This is a genomic window from Asticcacaulis sp., from assembly GCA_024707255.1.
GTDB lineage: Bacteria > Pseudomonadota > Alphaproteobacteria > Caulobacterales > Caulobacteraceae > Asticcacaulis.
In genome coordinates, this window is record JANQAC010000002.1 from 703,203 (window position 1) to 723,986 (window position 20,784).

Annotated in this window: 19 protein-coding genes, 1 tRNA gene and 1 pseudogene; 9 read left to right on the top strand and 12 right to left on the bottom strand. The window is 58.3% G+C overall.

The features are described 5' to 3' along the window. Positions 1–65 precede the first annotated feature (65 nt). The 3 genes from NVV72_14615 to NVV72_14625 all read left to right on the top strand — a co-directional run bounded on the left by NVV72_14615 (position 66) and on the right by NVV72_14625 (position 3,830). Positions 66–2,390 (top strand): TonB-dependent receptor, encoded by a 2,325-nt coding sequence (locus NVV72_14615; GenBank protein MCR6660507.1) that lies wholly within the window; start codon positions 66–68, stop codon positions 2,388–2,390. 149 nt (positions 2,391–2,539) lie between these two features. Next, entirely contained in the window at positions 2,540–3,646 is a 1,107-nt protein-coding gene (locus NVV72_14620) for a glycerophosphodiester phosphodiesterase (protein MCR6660508.1), read from the top strand. A gap of 108 nt (positions 3,647–3,754) precedes the next feature. Next, positions 3,755–3,830 (top strand) — tRNA-Lys (locus tag NVV72_14625). A gap of 59 nt (positions 3,831–3,889) precedes the next feature. Here the strand turns inward: NVV72_14625 and NVV72_14630 are convergent. The 4 genes from NVV72_14630 to NVV72_14645 are packed head-to-tail and all read right to left on the bottom strand — an operon-like array spanning position 3,890 to position 6,448. After that, a complete protein-coding gene (locus NVV72_14630; GenBank protein MCR6660509.1) occupies positions 3,890–4,951 on the bottom strand; it encodes a tyrosine-type recombinase/integrase in 1,062 nt (353 codons plus the stop codon). Beyond that, positions 4,941–5,135: a hypothetical protein gene (locus NVV72_14635; protein MCR6660510.1), complete on the bottom strand. Its 195-nt coding sequence runs from the start codon at positions 5,133–5,135 to the stop codon at positions 4,941–4,943. The genes NVV72_14630 and NVV72_14635 overlap by 11 nt, the downstream gene beginning before the upstream one ends. Then, positions 5,128–5,844: a hypothetical protein gene (locus NVV72_14640; GenBank protein ID MCR6660511.1), complete on the bottom strand. Its 717-nt coding sequence runs from the start codon at positions 5,842–5,844 to the stop codon at positions 5,128–5,130. Before NVV72_14640 ends, NVV72_14635 begins: the two co-directional genes overlap by 8 nt. Further along, positions 5,810–6,448 carry a hypothetical protein gene (locus NVV72_14645; GenBank protein MCR6660512.1) on the bottom strand — a complete coding sequence of 213 codons (639 nt, stop codon included), beginning with the start codon at positions 6,446–6,448 and terminating at the stop codon, positions 5,810–5,812. Before NVV72_14645 ends, NVV72_14640 begins: the two co-directional genes overlap by 35 nt. An 85-nt stretch (positions 6,449–6,533) precedes the next feature. Here NVV72_14645 and NVV72_14650 point away from each other — a divergent pair, with 85 nt between their 5' ends. Genes NVV72_14650 through NVV72_14660 form a run of 3 tightly spaced genes read left to right on the top strand, consistent with a single transcriptional unit; the run spans position 6,534 to position 7,841 of the window. Then, complete coding sequence (locus NVV72_14650; GenBank protein MCR6660513.1) at positions 6,534–6,722, top strand: hypothetical protein; 189 nt, start codon at positions 6,534–6,536, stop codon at positions 6,720–6,722. Position 6,723: 1 nt separating this feature from the next. Beyond that, positions 6,724–7,629, top strand: coding sequence for a hypothetical protein (locus tag NVV72_14655; protein ID MCR6660514.1), 906 nt, complete (start codon positions 6,724–6,726; stop codon positions 7,627–7,629). Positions 7,630–7,679: 50 nt separating this feature from the next. Continuing rightward, positions 7,680–7,841: a hypothetical protein gene (locus NVV72_14660; protein ID MCR6660515.1), complete on the top strand. Its 162-nt coding sequence runs from the start codon at positions 7,680–7,682 to the stop codon at positions 7,839–7,841. A 548-nt stretch (positions 7,842–8,389) separates the two neighbouring features. On the opposite strand, the gene NVV72_14665 is transcribed toward NVV72_14660, so the two are convergent. From NVV72_14665 to NVV72_14700, 8 genes and pseudogenes are all read right to left on the bottom strand, one after another. Beyond that, positions 8,390–10,441, bottom strand: coding sequence for a hypothetical protein (locus NVV72_14665; GenBank protein ID MCR6660516.1), 2,052 nt, complete (start codon positions 10,439–10,441; stop codon positions 8,390–8,392). After that, on the bottom strand, positions 10,428–10,652 hold the full coding sequence (locus NVV72_14670) for a hypothetical protein (GenBank protein ID MCR6660517.1): 225 nt from the start codon (positions 10,650–10,652) through the stop codon (positions 10,428–10,430). The genes NVV72_14665 and NVV72_14670 overlap by 14 nt, the downstream gene beginning before the upstream one ends. Positions 10,653–10,881: 229 nt before the next feature. After that, on the bottom strand, positions 10,882–12,153 hold the full coding sequence (locus tag NVV72_14675; protein MCR6660518.1) for a phage major capsid protein: 1,272 nt from the start codon (positions 12,151–12,153) through the stop codon (positions 10,882–10,884). Positions 12,154–12,359: 206 nt separating this feature from the next. Continuing rightward, positions 12,360–12,599: a hypothetical protein gene (locus tag NVV72_14680; GenBank protein MCR6660519.1), complete on the bottom strand. Its 240-nt coding sequence runs from the start codon at positions 12,597–12,599 to the stop codon at positions 12,360–12,362. Positions 12,600–12,822: 223 nt separating this feature from the next. Further along, entirely contained in the window at positions 12,823–13,959 is a 1,137-nt protein-coding gene (locus NVV72_14685; GenBank protein MCR6660520.1) for a helix-turn-helix domain-containing protein, read from the bottom strand. Positions 13,960–14,408: 449 nt separating this feature from the next. Continuing rightward, complete coding sequence (locus NVV72_14690; protein MCR6660521.1) at positions 14,409–15,092, bottom strand: hypothetical protein; 684 nt, start codon at positions 15,090–15,092, stop codon at positions 14,409–14,411. A 42-nt stretch (positions 15,093–15,134) separates the two neighbouring features. After that, positions 15,135–15,911 (bottom strand): annotated as a pseudogene (locus tag NVV72_14695) (glycoside hydrolase 43 family protein). 152 nt (positions 15,912–16,063) lie between these two features. Next, positions 16,064–16,906 (bottom strand): alpha/beta hydrolase, encoded by an 843-nt coding sequence (locus NVV72_14700; protein ID MCR6660522.1) that lies wholly within the window; start codon positions 16,904–16,906, stop codon positions 16,064–16,066. A gap of 615 nt (positions 16,907–17,521) precedes the next feature. On the opposite strand from NVV72_14700, the gene NVV72_14705 reads away from it, so the two are divergent. The 3 genes from NVV72_14705 to NVV72_14715 all read left to right on the top strand — a co-directional run bounded on the left by NVV72_14705 (position 17,522) and on the right by NVV72_14715 (position 20,754). After that, positions 17,522–18,547, top strand: coding sequence for an alpha/beta hydrolase-fold protein (locus NVV72_14705; protein ID MCR6660523.1), 1,026 nt, complete (start codon positions 17,522–17,524; stop codon positions 18,545–18,547). Next, positions 18,544–19,086 (top strand): DUF3237 domain-containing protein, encoded by a 543-nt coding sequence (locus NVV72_14710; GenBank protein ID MCR6660524.1) that lies wholly within the window; start codon positions 18,544–18,546, stop codon positions 19,084–19,086. Before NVV72_14705 ends, NVV72_14710 begins: the two co-directional genes overlap by 4 nt. 339 nt (positions 19,087–19,425) lie before the next feature. Beyond that, a complete protein-coding gene (locus tag NVV72_14715; GenBank protein ID MCR6660525.1) occupies positions 19,426–20,754 on the top strand; it encodes an alpha-N-arabinofuranosidase in 1,329 nt (442 codons plus the stop codon). The last annotated feature ends 30 nt before the right edge of the window (positions 20,755–20,784 follow it).

Here is a 20,784-nt window from a genome sequence, read left to right on the forward strand (position 1 = left end):
ACTGTCACCGAGCGACGTTAGGGCGCTTTCTCAGAGGGTCATTAAGGCCCTGCTGGGGATATATCATGAAAATCGCACTCTTCACTTCCGTGGCCGCCTTTGCCCTTCTGAACGCCGGGCTGGTTCATGCGCAAGACGCTGCGCCGGTCGCTGATGCCGCCACCGCGCCGGCCGCTGCCGATCAGGTTACCGAAGTTATCGTCTATGGCCAGGGCCAGAGCCGCCAGACCCAGTCGGTCAAGGCCGACGACATCACCAAGGTCGCGCCGGGCACCAGCCCTTTGAAGGTGCTCGACAAGTTGCCGGGAGTCACCTTCCAGTCGGCCGATCCGTTCGGTGCCTATGAATGGTCCGCCCGCATCTCGGTGCGTGGCTTCAACCAGAACCAGATGGGGTTCACGCTTGATGGCGTCACGCTCGGCGACATGAGCTATGGCAATTATAACGGCCTGCATATCTCGCGCGCCATTATCAACGAAGACATCGCCCGCGCCGACCTCTCACAGGGCGCCGGCTCGCTCGATTCGGCCACTTCATCCAATATGGGCGGCACCTTGAAGTTCGTGTCGCGTGATCCGTCTGAAACCCTTGGCGGCGAACTGGCCGGCACGGTGGGTTCCGACAATATGCACCGCGTCTATGGCCGCTTTGAAACCGGCGCGATCACGGCGCTCGGCGGTCTGCGTGGCTATATCTCGGCGGTCGATATGAAGACCGACAAGTGGAAGGGCGGCGGTGAGCAGAAGCAGCAGCAGGTCGACGCCAAGGCGGTCCTGCCGATCGGCGAAGGTTCGCTGTCGGCCTTCGTGAACCACAGTCAGCGCCGCGAGCAGGATTACCAGGACATGTCGTTCGAGATGATCGACCGCCTGGGTTATGACTGGGATAACTTCCAGCCCAACTGGGCGCTGGCCAACCAGGTAGCGCAGCTCTACCAGACCCAGACCACGCCGACCTATCCGGGCAATATCACCACGGTCGATGACGCCTATTATTATGGCGGCGGCGTGCGCGACGATACCCTGTCGGGCATCAGCCTCAACCTGCCGGTCTCCGACCGCCTCACGTTCAACGCCACGATCTACAACCACACCAATAAGGGCCAGGGTCTGTGGGTCACGCCGTACCTGCCGTCGCCGGGTGTCAGCTACTCGCCCTTCTATAACGCCGCCAACCCGTCTTCGGACGATGCCTATGTTTCGATCCGCACCACGGAATACGATATCAACCGCACGGGTGCCATTGGCGGCGCCACGCTCGATCTCGGCACCCATCAGGTTTCGGCCGGCTTCTGGGTTGAAAACAATGACTTCAACCAGGCCCGTCGTTTCTACGGCGAAACTCTTGCCGCGCCGCATCGTGACAGCCTCGGCTTCCAGAGCAACCCCTTCTATACGCAGTGGGAATACGCCTTCAACACCAAGACGACCCAGCTCTACCTCCAGGATGTCTGGACGGTTACCGATGCCCTGAAGATCAATTACGGCTTCAAGTCGCTGGAAACCACCAACAAGGTCAATCAACTGGCCGGCGGCACCATCAATGCCGAACTGAAGTCGAAGGACACCTTCCTGCCGCAGGTCGGCGCGGTCTATAAGGTCAACAGCCATTACGAAGTCTTCGGCTCCTATGCCGAAAACATGGACGCTTATGTCTCGGCCGCTACTTCCGGCCCGTTCAGTTCGCAAAGCCAGGCCAATATCGATTACGTCAAGACCAGCCTGAAGCCGGAGTCGTCGAAGACTCTCGAAGGCGGCCTGCGTTTCCGCTTCCCGCAGTTCTCTGGTGTCGCCGCGCTGTATAATGTCAAGTTCGACAATCGTATCCTGGCCGTGGCGCAAGGGTCCGGCATCCAGGGCAATGCCCCCGTGCTGTCGAACGTCGGCGGCGTTACAAGCCAGGGCGTCGAGCTGGCCGGCACCTATCGCTTCACCCCGCAGTGGAAACTCTACGCCGCTTACAGCTACAATGACTCCAAGTATGAGGACGATGTGCATTCGTTCGATGGCGCCGGTAATCCGGTGGTCACCCCCACGAAGGACAAGACCGTCGTCAATACGCCGAAAAACCTGCTGAAGACCGAACTGGGTTACGACAACGGCGCGCTTTTCGGCTCCCTCGGCGTCAACTTCACGGATAAGCGCTATTACACCTACACCAATATCGGTGGTGAAGTGCCTTCCAGCACCATCACCGACCTGAGCGTGGGGTATCGTTTTGAAACCATCGGCACCACGGTCCAGCTCAACGTTACCAACCTGATGGACGAGCAGTACATCTCGACCATCGGCTCCAACGGTTTCGTCAACTCTGATCCGACCGGCACGACCCAGACCATCCTGCCGGGTGCCCCCCGTCAGGTCTTCCTGAACGTGCGTAAGACATTCTAGTCGCTCAGAGGCCGCGAAGGCTCGCCGCTTCAGCGGCGGCGGGCCTTGCCCTTGCCAAATCCTTTGCAGGATTTGGAGAGTCTCTGACTTTCCCTTGGGCCAGCCGCGTTCACCACCGTGGCTGGCCTTTCTTTTTATCCGGAGTTACCATGACGCATCTCAACCGCCGCCGCCTGATCGGCGCAGGACTTGCCACCATGGCCGCCGCCACTGTTGCCTACGCCGCCAGCCCGAAGAGGCCGCTGATTGTGGGCCATCGCGGCGCGCCGGGCTATCTGCCCGAACACACTATTCCCGGCTATGAACTGGCCATAAAAATGGGCGCCGACTTCATCGAGCCCGATGTGGTTTCGACCTTGGATGGCCACCTCATCGTCCGCCACGAGCCGCTGCTGTCCGTCACCACTGATGTCGCCAGCCGGCCGGAATTCGCCGGACGAAAGCGCACCCGCACGCTCGATGGTATTGAAACAACCGACTTCTTTACCTGCGATTTCACCTTGGCCGAGATCAAGACCTTACGCGCCCGTCAGGCGTTCGCAGGCCGCGATCACAGCCATGACGGACTCTATCAGGTACAGACCCTTCAGGAGGTCATCGACCTGGCGCAGGCGAAAAGCCGGGAAACCGGGCGCACCATCGGCCTCTATCCGGAAATCAAGCATCCGACCTTCCATCAGCAGCTTGGCCTCGCCATAGAGGACAAACTGCTCGATATGCTGAAGCGCGCCGGGCTGGACAAGGCGTCATCGCCGGTGATCATCCAGTCGTTCGAGACCGCCAACCTGAAATACCTGCGCCGGAAAACCACGATCCGCCTGATGCAACTGATCGACGGTTCCGATACCGATCCGGATACCGGCGCCATGATCCTGACGGCTCCCTCCGACAAGCCATATGACTGGGTATTGGCTGGGCGGGCAGGGGATAACCGCGACCAGTTATCGCCAGACGGCCTGAAGGCAATCGCCACCTATGCCGATATTGTGGCGCCCTGGAAGCGGCACCTGCTGAGCTTCGCCAAGGGCCAGCCCATGCGCCGTAAGGACATCATCGATACCGCCCACGCTTGCGGCCTCCAGGTCCATAGCTGGACCATGCGCAATGACCAGCTTGATCCGTATTATAATGGCGATGCCCAGAAAGAGTATTTTGACCTGTTTGATCTGGGCGTAGATGGTCTTTTCACCGATTTCGCCGATAACGGCGTCAAGGCCCGCGATGCCTGGATGAACGGCAGGGCGTTATCTGTTTAAAAACTTTGGAAAAAGCGAATTTAGCGCTTGTCATGGCAAAATAATTGGCTATGTTCCGCGCCTCACCGCCGGGGTCACCAAGCCCGGCTGGTTCCGAAGAATTGGTTCGGGTGTGTAGCTCAGTTGGTAGAGCAGCTGACTCTTAATCAGCGGGTCCACGGTTCGAGTCCGTGCCCACCCACCAATTTTCATTCCTTAATTCAAACACTTAGCTTTATTGATATGCTAAGATTGGTTTGCGGTTTACAGTCGGTTTACAGTTTTCATTCCCATTCCGTTCTCATTGAGGCGGGCGATTGCCCGTTCCGCGAGGGGCGTTTGGTCGCCCAAATAGTGGGCATTTAGCACCGCCTCGACCGTCTTTTCAGAGTGTCCGGTGATCGATGCAATCTCGCGCGTTGTGCATCCGGCGATCGTGAGTTGCGTTATCGCGGTCCCTCGCAAGTCGTGGAAATGCAGATCGGTATCCGTAAATATTTTACCAAAGGCTTTTCGCCAGCTTGCCCGAAACCCGGATGCGGTCCACGGCAGGCCGCGCGAATTGGTCAGGATGTGGGTACTGGTGCGCTCCAGGCTGTTCAGGGCGTCGGCGGCATAATCGAGCAGGCGTATTGTAAGCTTGACGCGCGGTGCGCCGGGTTTCTTCTTACTGACCGACACCTTGATACGTTCGCCGTCGAAATCCGCCCAGGTGAGCTTCAGGAGGTCGCCTTCGCGTTGCCCGGTGGCAAGGGCCAGCATAAGGGCGAGCGACAGTGACGCCGGCGCTTTCTCCACGAACAGGGCTATTTGCTCCTTGGACCAAACCTTTTCCGCTCGGTCGCTGCTGTATAGGCGCCCAAGGCGGGCGGCGTAGTTATAATGGATCCGGCCGTTATCCAGCGCCACCGAAAGGATGCGGGCGAGGGTGGTGGCGGCATAGTCGGCGGCGCGTGGCGTTTCGGCCATGGAATCGCGCCACCGCTTGAAATGACCGCGAACGCGTGGATCGTCCAGCGCGCTTATGGGCATATCGCCGAACCGATCAAGCACCTTGGTCGCCGCCAGGTCATAATTACGGCGTGAACTCGCCGACAGGCGCGCGAAATCGGTGCTGGCCCGCCATTCGGCTACCAGCGTCGCCAGCACGCCCTGAACTGGCCTGCGAAGCTCTTTCAGGGCTTCATTGTAGCTGGCCATGAATTCGGGTGTGCCGGGCTTGCCATCAAGGCGCGGGCCGCCGCGCCAGGCGTAATGGTATCGCACCACGCTGCCGTCGGCGAGGGTCTTCCTGACCTTGTGAATACCTTTGAGCTTAACCCGCATTTTGCTTTTTTACCCATCCGTCAAGGGCAGTCCCGGCATCTGCCTCGGTCGTCTGGCCGGGGAAAAAGTCGATAACGCCGGTCGTCACGTCCACACTGATCCGGTCGAACGAAAGGCCGCTCTTACTCGCGCCCTTAAGGGCGCGTTCCACGGCCGCCTGGCTGATCTTTGATGGCTTACGCATCGGCGACCTCTTCGTCATCACGCGTTTTCATGAATTGATGCGGCATCGCCCAGTCGATCCTGCACTTGAGTGACGCGAAAATAGCGCTAGCGGTCGCAGACGAACTGATCAGGCCGGCCGAATCGGCCCATTTAAATCGGATCAGTTCGTCTTGTGGCCAATATTCCCCGGCGATTTCGGGATCGGTATGCTCAATGCGTACACATGCCTGACCAGGCATGAATGTAATGGACCGCGCGCCGCGAACCAGACGATCCTCGCTTAGAATTCGGGCTATGACGAACTCCAGGTAGGGGCGCATGGATTGAAGCCCGCTGCCCTGATCTTCCATCAGTGGTTCACCGTTGCGTGTCGCCTGACAGAAGTCTTCATTCGCAGCGGCCGGATCGACGCCAGCTCGCCAGGCGAGGACGCCAAGGAGGAGGCGGGCAATATAGACCGGTTGAACAAGGTGGATTTGACGGCCTGAACTCTTGGGCAGGCAAGGCGCCGCCTCGCCCTGTAATGCCTTATAAACTGGATAGACATTTGCCCACGATAGACCCGCGATATCGGCAAATTTTTTGGCTGCAAGGAGTACAGAATCAGGCATTGAAATCTCCAATTTGGATTTTTGATAGTTAAATCCAAATTGAAGACGGGTCAATTGGAATTTTAAATTCATTTTCCAAATTCTACGCCAGCGCCAGCAAAAGACTTTTGGCGTCATCGATATCGATTTCCGCCAGCAGGGTGGCGAGCGGTTCCGCCAGCGTCGCTATCTTTCGGCGAGCCTCGCCAAGGCTGGCGGGCTTGATCGCCAGCAGGGCCTCCACAGCAGCGTCATGCTCCGTGCCCAGCGATTCAAGTCGATCCAGGCACGCGGTCAGGCCGCTATCCCGTTCGACCTTAAGGCGTGCATCACGGACCTCCCGAAATTCGGCGATCTTGGTATCGAGATATTTTTTTGCATTGCTGTCCGGCCCCCAGAATTCCACGCCCGCATCTAAATGCCGGTGGATTTCAGATTCGGAATAGGCCCGCACCTCCTGCCCACGGTTGTTTTTCCCCATGCTCACGCTCACGATGTCATCGATGCCGTCGCTCAGGCGCTGGCATAGCGCTTCGCAGGCTTTCAGGGCCGCCTGGGCCGCCTCCAGGCGGGCAATGGCGGCGTCCATGCCGGTAGGCGGCGCAGCGCGCGCAGCGGCGGCCTCCAGGGCGGCAACGCCCGATATGGCAGGCAGGGCCATCAGCGCGGTGCGGCGGTTGAGATGGGAAGCGTCCGAAATGGACACGGCGGGCACAGGGGTGCTATGGGCATTTGCAGCCATGATTGATCCTCCAGTGATCAGTTTGGTGAGGCCCGTTGATTAGTTCCAGCTTTTCAACGGGCCGTTAATTTGATATCAAAATATCATGAGCGATGCAATAATTGATATCAAGAAATCTAAAAAAGGGCGTCCGAAGTCTGAGACTACGCCTGTCATGGTGCGCCTTCCGATAGACCTGGTTGCCAAAGTTGATCAGTATAGACGAGAACAGCCTGACCTGCCCGGCCGTCCGGAGGCGATCCGGCAGATACTGAAGGCTTATTTCAAGGGCTGAAATGGACTTGCACCTTACAGTACAAGATTTCTTAAGTGTTGTTGGAACGACAACATTCATCGTCGGGTTAATCGGCTGGGCACTATCAATTCCCTATCGATCCGCAATTGAAAATGGCATTCGCAGCAGCTTCGATACCAAACTTGAAAAGTTGAAAGGTGACCTTCGTAAAGAGGAGGAAGCTTTCAAAGCAGAGATTAAACGTAAGGATGACGAACTAAGTTCTCTTCGCTCGAACGTATTGTCGATAGTGTCGAATAGACATCAACATTTGGACAAAAGAAAACTTGAAGCTGCTGAAAAGCTATGGGCGGCGGTTATTGCAGACGGCAAATACACCATGCTCATCGAGTTTTGCAAAGCCGCCTATATCGATCAAATGGTCGAAGTCGCCTCAAAAGGCGGGCGGGACAGCGATGGAATAAAACAATTCGCCAAACAAATCTGGGAATCGACCGGCCTTGAAGGGCAAAAATACGACCCTCTTGCCGATTGCGAAAGGTTGTACATCTCACCGACAGCGTGGGCGCTCTTCGGACTGTTCAGAAGTATTTCGATGTCTGCTGTCGCAAAGTTTGCATCATTGCGGACAGGGATGCCGGATATCGTGAAAGATGATAACCAGATTGTGGATTCCCTTATAAAATTGCTGCCTGAGCGTGAAGTGTACTCAAAAGAGCATCGGATGACCGCCGCTTTCTATTTGTGGAGCGACATCAGGGAGTTGATTTTTCAAGAGTTGGTCAAGGACATTGACGGGGACAACGGGTCTCAAACCGCCCTTCGCCAATCGACAGACGTGATTAAGGCGCTGGGATTGCCAAATGGGGATAGTCAAAACGGCACTGCCACCGTCGCGCTTCCGCCTGAAATGGCTAAGAAATTCGGACGGGACAAGGTTTTGTGATCTCAAAGCAACGTGACAATAATCAGGTTGCGATCAGGATGCCGCTACCGGTGAAGTTGGCGGCCATTGAAGCCTGCCTCGATCAGGACCGGGCGCTTGCCGCCGTGGTGGTCGACGCCCTGACCGACTACCTCACGGCGCGCGGCTATCTGACCCCGGAAGGTGAGCCAGCGAATCAGATATGGTCCAGGGCGTCCGAGAGCGGCGTGTAGGGCTTGCGCTCGATCATCAGCTTGCCGGCCGACCTATACTTGTCGATTTGTCGATCAGATTACTTCGATCTGGCGAATTATCCATATCTATCCCCACAAGTCACAGGCTGTGAATCGGCCACAAGTGGATACCTGTGAGTCTGCGGAAAATCCGCCACGACAGCCCTTGTGAATAACATCTTAACTCTGAAACTGGACGGGCCCGATCATATTGATTCGGGCCGTACCTATGGAGAGACGCATGAAACGTCTGAAATATAGCCTGCACTTCAAATGCAAATGGTTTGATGTCAGGATCAGAGCGGGGCCGAGGGCCGCAATGGGGATGCTTATGGTGACGGTCGTTATTTGGACGATCCCGTCCGCCACCATAAGTCAGTCGCTTGATCTCGCCATAGCCTGGTTCAGGTAACAACGATAAGAGCAGCGCGCCGACGTGATTTTCACGCCGGCGCGTAATTTATTTGTGGCGCAAATGAAGCATCGACGCAATGTGGCATCAAGCCCGCGATGGACTTTTTTTCAGGTGCCGGCGGCCGCTAATAGGTTCATGACATCTCGCTCCGTTGCTGTTTCGCCGCCTGTGTCCGCGCCAGTTGCGCGCCGCCGTATACCCCCACCTGCGCGGCACGCTCGCTCATCGGCTGGGCGATCTGCGTCACCCGCACATCGAAATAGGGCGAGGCTTCCACCTGCACCCGGATCGCCTGCGGATCGGCCGCGCGGGCGCCTTGCAGGGCGCGCAGGCTGTTATTGTTGACGATGCTGCCATTGAGGCCGGGCGTGAAGACTTCCGGGCCATGCTCGCCCACCAGATAGCTGCCCGCCCCGGAAACCATGCCGCCGCCGGCGCGCGCGCCGGTAATTCCGCCGCCGATGCCGCTGATGATCGAGCCGAGCAGCCCCCCGCCCGAACTGCCGGACTTGCCCAGAAGGCTGTTGAATATGTCTTGCAGGCCGCCCGTGATCCATTCGGCAGCGATCCGGCGGAAGGTATGCGAGAGCGCATCCCCCAGGTCATCGCCATAGGCGATGGCCTCGCCCAGGTCATAGGCGATATCGCGCGAGACGGAGCGTAGACCCTCCAGCGCCTCGCGGGCCGGATTGACCACCTCCGGCAGCTTCATCATCGGATCGATGATATTGATATCCCGGTCCTTATTCGTGCCGAGCGTCGGGTTGTTTCCGATCTTGCCGTACAGGTCTTCCTGATCCTTGGTGCCATCCTTACGGATCACAAAGGCGCCGGATTGCTTGTTCTGATATTCGCGGGTCAGTTCGGCCAGGGCCGTATTATATTGCGCCTGGGTGATCTCGCGCTGTTTCAGGCCGGCGGCCAGCTTTTTCTTGTCGTCTTCATACTGCTTCGCCAGGCGGGCATCCTCTGCCATCAGGGCTTCGACAAGCTGGATCGCGCCCGTGGCCTGCACGCTAGAGGGAGGTGTGACGTCCGGGTCTTTGATCCCGAATTTTCTTCGGATGTCGTCAACGGAAACCGATTCGGAGGATACGGGAGACGCTTTGGCGTTTTGCGCTATCACCTGTTCGGCATAGGTTTTAGCCTCGGCTTTCGTTTTTCCCTGCCGGATAGCTTCGTCATAAAATTTCGCGTACTGGTTATATCCGTCGATAACCGGCTTCACCAGGTCGCCGCTCGCGCTGACTAAACCCGCCGGGCCGGAAACCATCCGCAGCAGGAACCATCCTATAGTGCCTTCCTGATTTGGCATCTTGGTCGTCAGGAATTGCAGGAAATCCGCGCTTGCGGTCGTGGCGCCGGTAATCGCCGGAGCCAGGTCAAGGAAGGCCCGCTTAAGCTGGGCATCGATACGCTGATGGGCGATTTCAACCTCGCGGTTCATATCCGCCAGCGCGCCGACCGTCTGGTTATCGATGACCAGCCCCAGTTCCACGGCGCGGTCGGTGACCTCTTTCAAGCCGCCCGCGCCATTTTGCAGCATGGGCAGCAGTTCTTCGATGCCCAGCTTTTTGGCGATCTGCACCTGTTCGGCGCGCGTGCCCATGGCGCTTATCTTGTCAGCCAGCAGCGGCAGCAACTCACTGGCGTCATTCATGCCCTTCAGTTGCTCCGGCTTGATGCCGATGGCGGCGAACGCCTTCTCAATCTTGGCGGCCCCCACGCCGGTCTGGATAGCCCCCAGCGAGGCATTGAGCGCCTTCAGGCCCTCCTGCATGGCTGAAACCTCGACATCGGCGTCACCGGCAGCGAATTGAAGCTCCTGAAGGGCTTCGGCCGAAATGCCGATATGATCGGCCGCGGCCTGTAATTCATCGGCCCAGTTCATGGCTTTCTGGGCCTGGTTCAGACCTATGGCCAGCCCGGCTACGGCCGTGGTCGCCAGAAGGGCAGGGCCGCCGAGGGAAATCAGTGCATCGCCCAGGATCGGCACCTGGCTGGCAGCGCCCTCAATAGCGCTGGTGAAATTACCGCTGATACTGGACCCGGCCTTGTCGAAATGCCCCTGTATGACATTGCTGGTTTTCTTCGTGTCAGCCGTCATCTTGTCCATTTTTTTCGCCATCTTCGAGATGTTCACGTCCATCTGGAAAACGAGCGCTTCAAGTTCAGTTTGCGGCATCTCTGCCCCCCTGATTAGCTTGGCTGATAGTCGCCAGAGCAATTGCCGCTTGCGTGATGTTCAGGTTCTGAAGCTGGGTATTAAGGGCCTCGATGCGCAGGTCCGCCTCTTCGATGCGGCGCGTGTAGGCGCCGATTCGGTCAACAAAATAAGCTTCGACGGCCTCATAACCGTCGCTGTAGGCGTCTCTCAGGCTGGTATGCTTTTTCACGTTACCTCCGAAAAATAGGGGCGGACCACGCCCCCTTTGGGGGCCGTCCGCTCTTGGCCGGAAAGGCAACCGTACCAAGCGAGAGGGATGGGGCGGGCTGCCGATACCCGCCCCGCTCGCGCAGGAAGTCACCACACAAACCGCGCGAGGGTCTCGTAGGTGAGAGGGGTGGGGCGGGTCGCCGATACCCGCCCCGCTCGCGCGGGAAGCACACCGCGCGAGTGTTCGATTAGCTGGCGGCGATCTTCAGCAGGCGAACCGCTTTCGGGTCGTCAAGGCCGCCGCCGACACGCTTTGTCGCGTAGAAATCGACATAGGGCTTGTTGGTGTAGGGGTCACGCAGCAGGCGCAGGCCGATGCGGTCGTTGATGACGTAGGCACGCTTGAAATCGCCGAAAGCAATCGGCAGGTTGCCGGCGCCCACGTCAGGCATGTTTTCATCGATCTCGACAGGATAGCCCAGCAGGGTGGCGGGCTGGCCAGCAACGTAGGTTTCGCGCCACAGGTAGTTTCCGTCGCCATCCTTGAACTTGGCGATGGCGGCGGCCGTCATGCTGTTCATCAGCCATTTGGCGTTTTGGCGGTAGGGCGAGGTCAGGCCATAGACGAAATCGATCAGGCCATCACCATCCGGAAGAGCCGAGGCGGCGCCGGACGGAACAACCGTGATGTTTCCGGAGGGATGAACGCCGGCCGAAGCGCCGCCGGTGACATAGGTCAGCAGGCCACGCGGCTTGTTGGTGCCGTTCCCGGAAATGAACGCCACGCCTTCCTGTTTGGCGAATTCCTCGCTGATTTCATCCGCCAGCCACTGTTCAATTTTGAAGTCGGCATCATCGAGCAGTTGTTGGGTGACCGAGGGTTTGGCGTAGATTTCACCGTTAGGGAACGTCAGTGAAGCGAGCGTAGCGTTGTCGGTCGCCGGGCGAGCATCGGTTTCCCCGACCCAGCCGGAGGCCCAGCCGCCAGCCCGATAAAGCGTCGAATAGGCGCGTACGGTCGTGGGTACGACACGAGCTATGCGCCGCATGGGGCTTACGGCTTCAAGCGCCTTGTTGACCTTGCGGTCCCATTCGATCGGTGCCAGGTAGCCGCCGGCGGTGTCCGGGCTGGTCGTCATGGCGGCTTGGATCGCCGACCGAATACCGGTTGCGTTCAGGGAACGCAGGTCGCCTTCCTGCTGGCCACTGCGCGTCCAGTTGTTGAAAGTTTCGGTATAGCTGGGATCAGCCGGGAGAACGTCAGAGCCGCCTCCGATACCGTTCAGACCAATGGCGGCGAGGCGGATGTTTATCCGGTCGATTTCCTCGCGGTGTTCGTCCAGGGACGCACTTTGCCGCACTTTGAAGTCCTCGAAGTTTTCGCCCAGGCGACGGACGAAACCCACGGCATCTTCATCGGAATTTCGGGGGGCAGCGAAGGCAGGGCCTACGAGGCCGCGAAGCTTGGCAGCGGATGGTGAATAGCTCGGCGCAATACGAGCGCGGTTTGATTGGGACATAGGCCCACACTCCTGCAAAGGATGAATTTGGAAAAATTGGCCTGCGTCAACGGCAGCGCTCGGCGTGCCGGAACTCAGGGTATGCGGTGCATCGCCTTTTGGGCGAAGCTGGCCCCGATAGCGCTCGGCGTATCGGGAGGGGGCTACAGCGCCAGACATGACGCCCCTACCATGATTGGACGGGTGCAATGCTTCGCGGTTCCCTGTCAAGTGCTGGGCCGAAAATTTTTATGCGCCTCGGCCATGATCTCATCGGCGACCCGTTGCAGGCCCTCCGCGACGGCCGCCGAACCTTGCTGTGCGGTCGCCAGCCGCATCCCCCAGGTGAGCGCCGCCGTGGCCAGCACTTCAACGGGCAGACCTTGCTTGGTCCAGCCTTCCTGGCATTTGAGCATGTAGCGCTCTACCAAGTCTTCAATTTTTTCAACACCTTGATTGTCATTCATGGAATGATCCTTTGAGTTTGTGTATCCGGAAAAAATACAGCCAAAAACCTCCGGTAGGGCTATGGCCGCCAAGAATTATCAATTAATTCAGTGGGATAGTTTTCACCCGTCTGACCCTCCCGGTAACCACAGCCAGAAAACTGTTTGAGCCGGAAAAAAAATCTACGGATGAGGGGGACGCGGGTCTTCTGTTGATCGACCTGCCAGACTTTTGACTGCCCCCCTATGCCGTTGACGTTGGTTGCGAGGTCACAGCGCGGGCCGTGAGAGGGCTTATCACTCGAATGCCCTTGAGTGCTGGATGCTGGCTTAGACGTTCGTGAGCGGTCTCTGTCGCCGCAATGATCGAGCCATCCGGGCCGACCTTGGCGTCGTATAGGTACGATATCCCGAAGTCGTGAGTGACGTGAGTGAACAACTCCAGTAGTTCGGTAGGCGCATGGAAATCTGCCGAGTCAGGGCTTGGCCCCCATTCAGCCGGCCAACCCTTCTTCAGCGCAAAAACGTTCATTGCGGTGCGCCAGCGACCAAGCGTCCATTGCTCCAGCGGAACCGAGAGAGCGGGCTTTTCCTGAGCCCGCCTTCTCGGTGGCGTTTTACGCTGGCTGTAGCCGATTTCCTCAAAGGGGGATTTAGGGGGTATAGTTCTTTTACGGTTCATTATCACCGGCAAACAGTTGCCGGTAGGGTTGCTCGATTTTGCCGGTAGGGTTTGCGTGATTTTGCCGGTAGGAGTCCTACCGGCAGATGTTGCCGGTAGGCTGTTTTCAAAGGCCAAATGATACCGCGTTCCGAGCCGCTGGCCGACCTCTCCGGTGATCCGTTCGCGCGTGATATGCCCCAATGTTTCGAGGATTTTGAGGTGCGTTCTAACGCTCCGCTCGCTGATCTCAGTGACGGAAACGATGTAGTCCTGACCGGGAAAACACCCCTGCGCAGGGTTGTGACAATCCGCGAGGACCAGCAGGATCAGCTTCGTGGCCGGCTCCAGACCGCGAATGTTCATCGCCCATGATGTTGCCTCGTGGCTCATGACGCCACCAGGGGAGGGTTGGGCAGCGCACATGGCCATGAGAACGTCCAGATGCACCTCATAGACGTTGGGCAGACAGCCACGCGTCTGGGAATTCTGGGAATGGGTTGAAATTAGCCCGGCCTCGCGGAGACACTTCAGCGCCTGGCACACGGTTGACGGCGCCATGCCGGTCATGAACGCTAAGTCTGGCTGGCTGGGACTGCATTGGCCTGTGCGCCCATCCGCGAGGTGAGCAAGTTGGACCAAGACGCTCTTTGCGGAGGCGGAGAGGCGGTAATATTGTGCGCTGAGATCGGCAGCGAAACCGAGATGTGCGGCGCTCATATCGCGCCGCATTTCTGGTTTGCAAAAGTCGCATAACCTATTGATTTATAACACACGGTTTTGGCTCCGGTTTGGAGCTATGTGTTTGAATAGGTGCGGCAAACCGCAGCCTCTTAATCAGCGGGTCCACGGTTCGAGTCCGTGCCCACCCACCATTCTCCCTTCCGCCTGGGTCCGGCGATGATTGAAAAATCCTTTAAAATCTGATGTGTTAGCCGGGTATCTGTCCGGTCGTTTCCACTTGTATCCGGGATTATCCGTACAAGTTGGGGGTATTTCCGGGGGTACGTTCAAGTGCCCCCCGTTAGGCGATACCCCCACATGGCAATTGCGGACTCGGCTATCCGTGGCGAAAGCCATAGAGAGCAATAACTGAGAATTTTCCGGCAAATCGCTGTGAATGGCAGGTTCAATCCGCCCCGGGGTTCCCTTTGGTGTGGGGGCATGGATCAGGGAGTTGTCGGCGATGTTTTTGAGGCGCTGATGGTCAGGTCGAAACTGTCAATATCCAGATAACCGTCACCTGGAACCGGATTGAAGCAGAACAAGGCAAATTGCGGTCCCTGGAAGGTGCCGGTGCGCCAGTCGTAGGCCAGCGGGAAATCGCCGCCGAGCGGTGTCCAGGCGACGCCGTCCGGGCTGTAGGCAATGTGTCCGCGGTCTGTTTTGAAGTCCATATCTGTGCGCACGTACAGGCCGCCGCCGTTCAGTGCCTGAGGCGGCGCCAGAACAGTGGCTTTTTGCCCATCGACTGTATCCTCACCCAGGTTGAGAGCCAAGGTGCGGTGGCCATTTGCAGTGGTTTCAACCGTTGCCTGGGCGCTGTATTTGCCGAGCGTGCCGACACCGCACCGGTCGCCGGGTTGAAGGTGTGAGATGTCCAGTCGCACCACGGCCTGACTGGATGGACCGAAGCCTTTTTGAGTCAAGGTGTTGCGTGCCGTCCAGAAAGCCTCTCCCTTTGTGGCTTTAAGTCTCAGAAAGCCTGGACGTTCTGTCAATGTCCAGCGGCTGTTGTCGGGATTATGATTCCATTGCCACTGGAGGCCGAGGGTGGCGCCGCTGAAGTCATCCGATGTCGCCAGTCTTAATTCCGGGTGCGCGGGCAGGGGCAAGGCGGCTGACAAAGGCACGCGACCAGGCGCGGCGGGCGCTCCCCATACCGGCCAGTCGTTTTCCCAAAAGACGGGGCTGATCTGCGTCATGCGGCCAATGGCGCCGGCATCGACCATCACAAAGCCATACCAGCCGCCATCCGGCAGATCGACCAGAGCGCCCTGATGGCCGCCGGTCGTGTCATCAATCTGGTTTCGTGTTTCCCATGGGCCTTCGAGCTTGTGCGCGCGTGAAACCGTCATGCCCAGGCGCGACGGGATGGCGTTAAACAGGTAATACCAGTCGCCGCGGTGGATCAGCTTCGAGCCTTCGGCGCCTTTGTTAAAATAGACCTCTTTGGACGCAACGATCTTTGAATAGGCAACATCGAGCGTCAGGAGCGTGAGTGTGCCGTCCCATCCGCCAGATGTGGCGATATAGCCCGTGCCGTCAGCGTCGAAAAACAGGCCGGGATCGAAAGCAGCGCGATCGAGTTCGGTATAGGTCCATGGTCCTTTTATGTCGGTCGTGCGGTAGATTCTGTGTGTTCTGGCCGTTCGGTGTGACGACGATATAAAACACGCCGTTGTGATAGCGCAGGCTGGGGGCATAGACGCCGGCTCGATAGGCCGTGCCGCCCTTCAGGTCTAGGCATCGCGTCCGTCCAGGCGAGGCATGACATGGCCCGCATATTCCCAGTTTACCAGGTCTTTGGAGTGCAGGATGGTCAGACCGGGCGTGTTGGCAAAAGTAGTTGTGGCGAAATAGAAGTCACTGCCGACCCGGATGATGTCGGGGTCGGGGAAGTCGGCATAGAGGGGCGGATTGTTGTAGGTACCGTCGCCGTTGGCGGCCATGGGCTGTGTACGCAGGGGATCGGCGAGGGCAGGAAGTGCGCAGGCCGCAGCCAGCCACAGGATGGAAGCCAGTGTTGTTTTGGTCCTCGTCATTTTCAACATTGGCCTCCCCTTTAATGTTTGCAATTCCTGCTGGCTTAAGTCTGTTTAAATCACGCTTTCGGTTTCAGATAGCCGTGCATGCCCAGCCACAGCACGAACTCATCGAACCAGGCTGTGCTCGTGGTTTCTTTTTTGTACATGCCGAAGCCGTGCCCGCCCTGTTCGAACAGGTGGAATTCGACCGGGCGTTTGGCGGCGCGCCAGTTGTCGATCAGGCCATATCCGGCGTTGGCGAAGAACGGATCATCGCTAGCCAGGGCAACAAACAGCGGCGGCGCATCGGCCGGCACGGTGACCGGCATCAGCGGACCATAGATATCGCCGATAAAGGCCGGCTTGGCGTCCTGACCATAGAGGGCGGTAGACAGGGTGAGCATGGCGCCGGCGGAAAAGCCGACCATGCCGACGCGATCGGGGTCGATGTGCCATTCTGCGGCCCGCGAACGAACGAGGGCGAAGGCGGCGCGGGCATCGTTGATCTGGGGCGCCAGGGCTGCCGCCGGATCCTGCTGTGCGGGCGGTCGCGGACGCGCGGCGCCTGAGAACATTTCAGCCATCGAATGTTCGAACGCGCCCATGTCTTCCGGCGTGGGGTTGAGGCGATATTTCAGCACAAACGCGGCGACCCCGTGGTCAGCCAGCGCCTGAGCGACCTGCCAGCCTTCGTTTTCCATGGACAAGGTCATGAAGCCGCCGCCGGGGGCGACAATAACGGCGGCGCCAGTCGCTTTGGCAGGATCAGGCAGGAAAGGGGTGAGTGTAGCGACCGTAACATTGCGTGCGAACACGCTGCCGTACTGGCTGTGCCACGCTTCCTTGGCGGTAGTACCCGGCAGGGGGCCAGTGCCCAGTTCGATGGCATTGGGCTGTGCCGGGGTGGCGATCGGCGTCATCTTGTCATCCAGCGCATGGGCCGGAGAGGTGAGCGCGCAGGTCAGGACAATGGCGGCCGCGCCGACGCCGGTCAGCAACTGATGAACCAGTCGCGCAGCGAATGGCTTGTGAATTTCCGCTTTCATGGCATTCCTCTGTATTTGTTTTTTAGTTTATCTGGTTTGGTCGTAACGCGAAATCAGTCCTAAGCCCGTCAGGGCGCTTACTGTATCGAAAAAAAGGGCGCATCCCGAAAATGCGCCCACCTCATGCTCCGTAGACAAAGAGCAGTCAGGAAGAAAATACGAACTGCCATTCTCCAGGGACGGGGAGAATAGCGCCAACTCATGTTAGCGGTCACAACGCTATTATATCGGACAATTTCCGTCAATCGGGTTTGGTTCCGGTTTTCGCCAAAATGAGAAATAAATTTGCTTCTTTTCATGAATTTAAACAGGCTAAATTTGAATAATAATTTGATTTTAATGGAAAAAATAGAAACTTCCCGACTTTAAAATATTCCGCTAATAAAAAAAGTTTCCAAAATTGGGTTGGGTGAATGAATTCGTGCCTTGATTTTTAGCGGATATTGTCGGAGGAAATAAGAAAGAGATAAAAATTCCAGGGAGGATGGTATGCGGCGGCTGTTTTCAAGCCTGTGCGTGGTTCTGGCTGTGGTCATTGCGCACCCTGTGGCCGCGCAATCAGTGCGGACCGAGCAGATTACGGTTCACAGTCAGGCCCTGGAAGGCAATCTCGAAGGCAATTCGCCTGACCGCAGCGTGACCGTCTATCTGCCGCCGGACTATGACAAGGACAGCCAGAAACGCTATCCGGTGATCTATGCCCTCCACGGCTATTCGATCAATAACGAGATATGGTCGAAGGAAATCAAAACGCCGCAGACAATCGAAGGCGCCTATGCGGCCGGCGTGAAGGGCATGATTATTGTGCTGCCGAGTTCCCAGACCCTGCATAACGGCTCCATGTATTCCAGTTCGGCAACCACCGGCGACTGGGAGACGTTTATCTCGAAAGATCTGGTGGCCTATATCGACAGCCATTACCGCACCCTGCCGCAACGGGAGAGCCGTGGCCTGGCGGGGCATTCCATGGGCGGCTACGGCACGATCCGTATTGGCATGAAGCACCCGGAAGTCTTCAGTGCGCTTTATGTCATGAGCCCGTGCTGTCTCTCGGCGCGCGGCGCGCCCTCGCCCGAAGAGGGGGAGGCGCTTGAAGCGGTGAAAACACCCGAGGAAGCCAAATCGCTCGGCTTTTTCGCCCGCGCCACCCTGGCAGTGTCTTCGGCCTGGTCTCCCAATCCCAATAATCCGCCCTTTTACATGGATTTGCCGACAAAGGGCGGTGTGGCGCAGCCGGATGTCATTGCGCGCTGGGCGGCGAATGCGCCCTTATCGATGGTGCATCAGTATATTCCGAACATGCGCCGCTATACAGCGATTGCCTTCGATGTCGGTGACCGCGACGGGCTGAAGACGGACACGAAAGCCCTGAGCGACACACTTACTGCCTATCATATCGTCAACAGCTTTGCGCTGTATGACGGAGATCACGTCAGTGGCGTGGCGGACCGCTTCCAGAATCATGTCCTGCCGTTCTTTGCCGCGCACCTGGCCTTTGGGCCGGCCAAGCCATGACCCGCCTTATCGCCCGATTTGGACGGCTGTGCGTGGCTGCTATAGCCGGCATCGTCTGGCTTGCGTTGCCTGCGCAGGCGCAGACCTCTGAGCCGCTGGCGCCGCATCTCGAATTTGTCTTCGAGGAAACCGTCCTTTTGGGCGAGGGGGTCAATCCGGGCCCGACGCCGATGGGTGAGCGCTATATCATTCCCATTACCGGTGGAACGTTTGATGGCCCAGGCGACGGTGCCGGCTTTAAGGGGATCGTGCGGCCTGGCGGCTGGGACTGGCAGCTTAAGCGCGCCGATGGCTGCGTATGGGCGACGGCGGATTACATGCTTCAGACCGATGATGACGCGGTGATCAATGTTCGCAACCAGGGGCCAATGTGCCCTCAGACGGCGTCTGAGTCTGCACCGTTCCTGCTGACGCCCATCTTTGAAGCGCCGCTTGGCCGCTATCAGTGGCTCAATCAGTCGGCCTTCGTGGCGCGGCTGGATATTGTGACACAAGACGGGAAACCGGCGGTGAAAATTCGTTTCTATCGCGCGCGATGATATGATCTTGGCAGCAGTTTGTTTTGTCATAAGATGGTAGCGCTATCATAATGGCGGCGTGAGCCGCAGCCAGAAAAAGCTCCACCAGGTGGGGTTGAAACAGGGAGGTACTATGAAGTCGATTGTTCTAACCGCAGCCGTATCAGTGGCTGCATTGACCGCGCCGGCAATGGCGCAGGATCGCGTTGCAGTCACGGTCGACGCCGCCCAGCCGGGCGCAAAGATCGATCGGCGGATTTTCGGCCAGTTCGCCGAGCATCTCGGTAGCGGCATTTATGAAGGAATCTGGGTCGGCAAGGACTCCCCATCCCCAATACGCGCGGCATTCGTAACGATGTGGTGGCGGCGCTCAAGGCCATCAAGGTGCCGGTTGTGCGCTGGCCGGGCGGCTGTTTCGCCGACGAATATCATTGGCGCCGCGGCATAGGCCCGGAGCGCAAGCCCTCGATGAACGCCAACTGGGGCGGCGTGATCGAACCCAACACCTTCGGCACCGACGAGTTCTTCGATTTTGCCAATCAGGTTGGCGCTGAAGCCTATGTCTCGGTCAATGTCGGCTCTGCGCCTGTCAGCGAAGCCGCCGAGTGGCTGGAATATATGACGTCCAGCACGGGGGACGCCCTGGGCGCGGAACGGGCGAAAAACGGCCACGCGGAGCCGTACAAGGTGGCGTTTGTCGGCCTCGGCAACGAAAGCTGGGATTGCGGCGGCGGCATGACGCCCGATTTCTATGTCAGCCAGATGAAGATGCACGCGCGCTTTGATCGCAACTATAATCCTGCCCAGCCGATGCAGCGCGTCGCGGTCGGACCGAACGGCGGCGACACAGCCTATACCGAGGCGGTCATGAAAGCCTATCAGGGCAGGAGCTGGGCATGGGGCATAGAAGGCCTGTCGCTGCATTCCTATACAACGGGCGGCGGCTTCCCTGTCTCGCAAAAAGCCACCGGCTTCGGGGAAAAGGAATATGCTGTCATCCTGAAGGATACCCTGGGCATGGAGGATCTGGTCACCAGACACTCAGCGATCATGGACAAGTACGATCCGGAGAAGAAGGTCGCGCTGGTGGTTGACGAGTGGGGCGCATGGTATGCGCCCACGCCCGGCACCGATCCCGGCTTCCTGATGCAGCAAAACACCCAGCGCGACGCGGTGCTGGCTGCGCTCAATATCAATATCTTCGCCCGTCACGCCGATCGTGTCCGCATGGCCAATATCGCCCAGATGATCAATGTGCTGCAGGCCATGATCCTGACCGACAAGGACAAGATGCTGCTGACGCCGACCTACCACGTCTTTGAAATGTATGTCCCCTTCCAGGACGCGACCTTCATCCCGGTCAAGCTGGATGCCGGCACATATACCTACGGCGATATCAGCCTGCCGCGGGTCGATGCGATCGCGGCGAAAGGAACTGACGGCAAGCTCTACGTGTCGCTGACCAATATCGATCCGAACCGGCCTGTGGAAATCGACACCGCTTTCCTGGGCATCAAGGCGAAGTCCGTGACCGGCAAGACCCGGGCGGCGCCGAAGATGGATTCCGCCAATACCTTCGAAGCGCCGAATACGGTCGCGCCCAAGCCGGCAGCGGTCAAGCTCAAGGACGGCCAGGCGGTTGTCCAGCTCGCCCCGTCATCCGTAACCGTAATCGCCATTAGTTTGTAACCACCAAGGCCTGCTGGTGTTCAGTGGGCC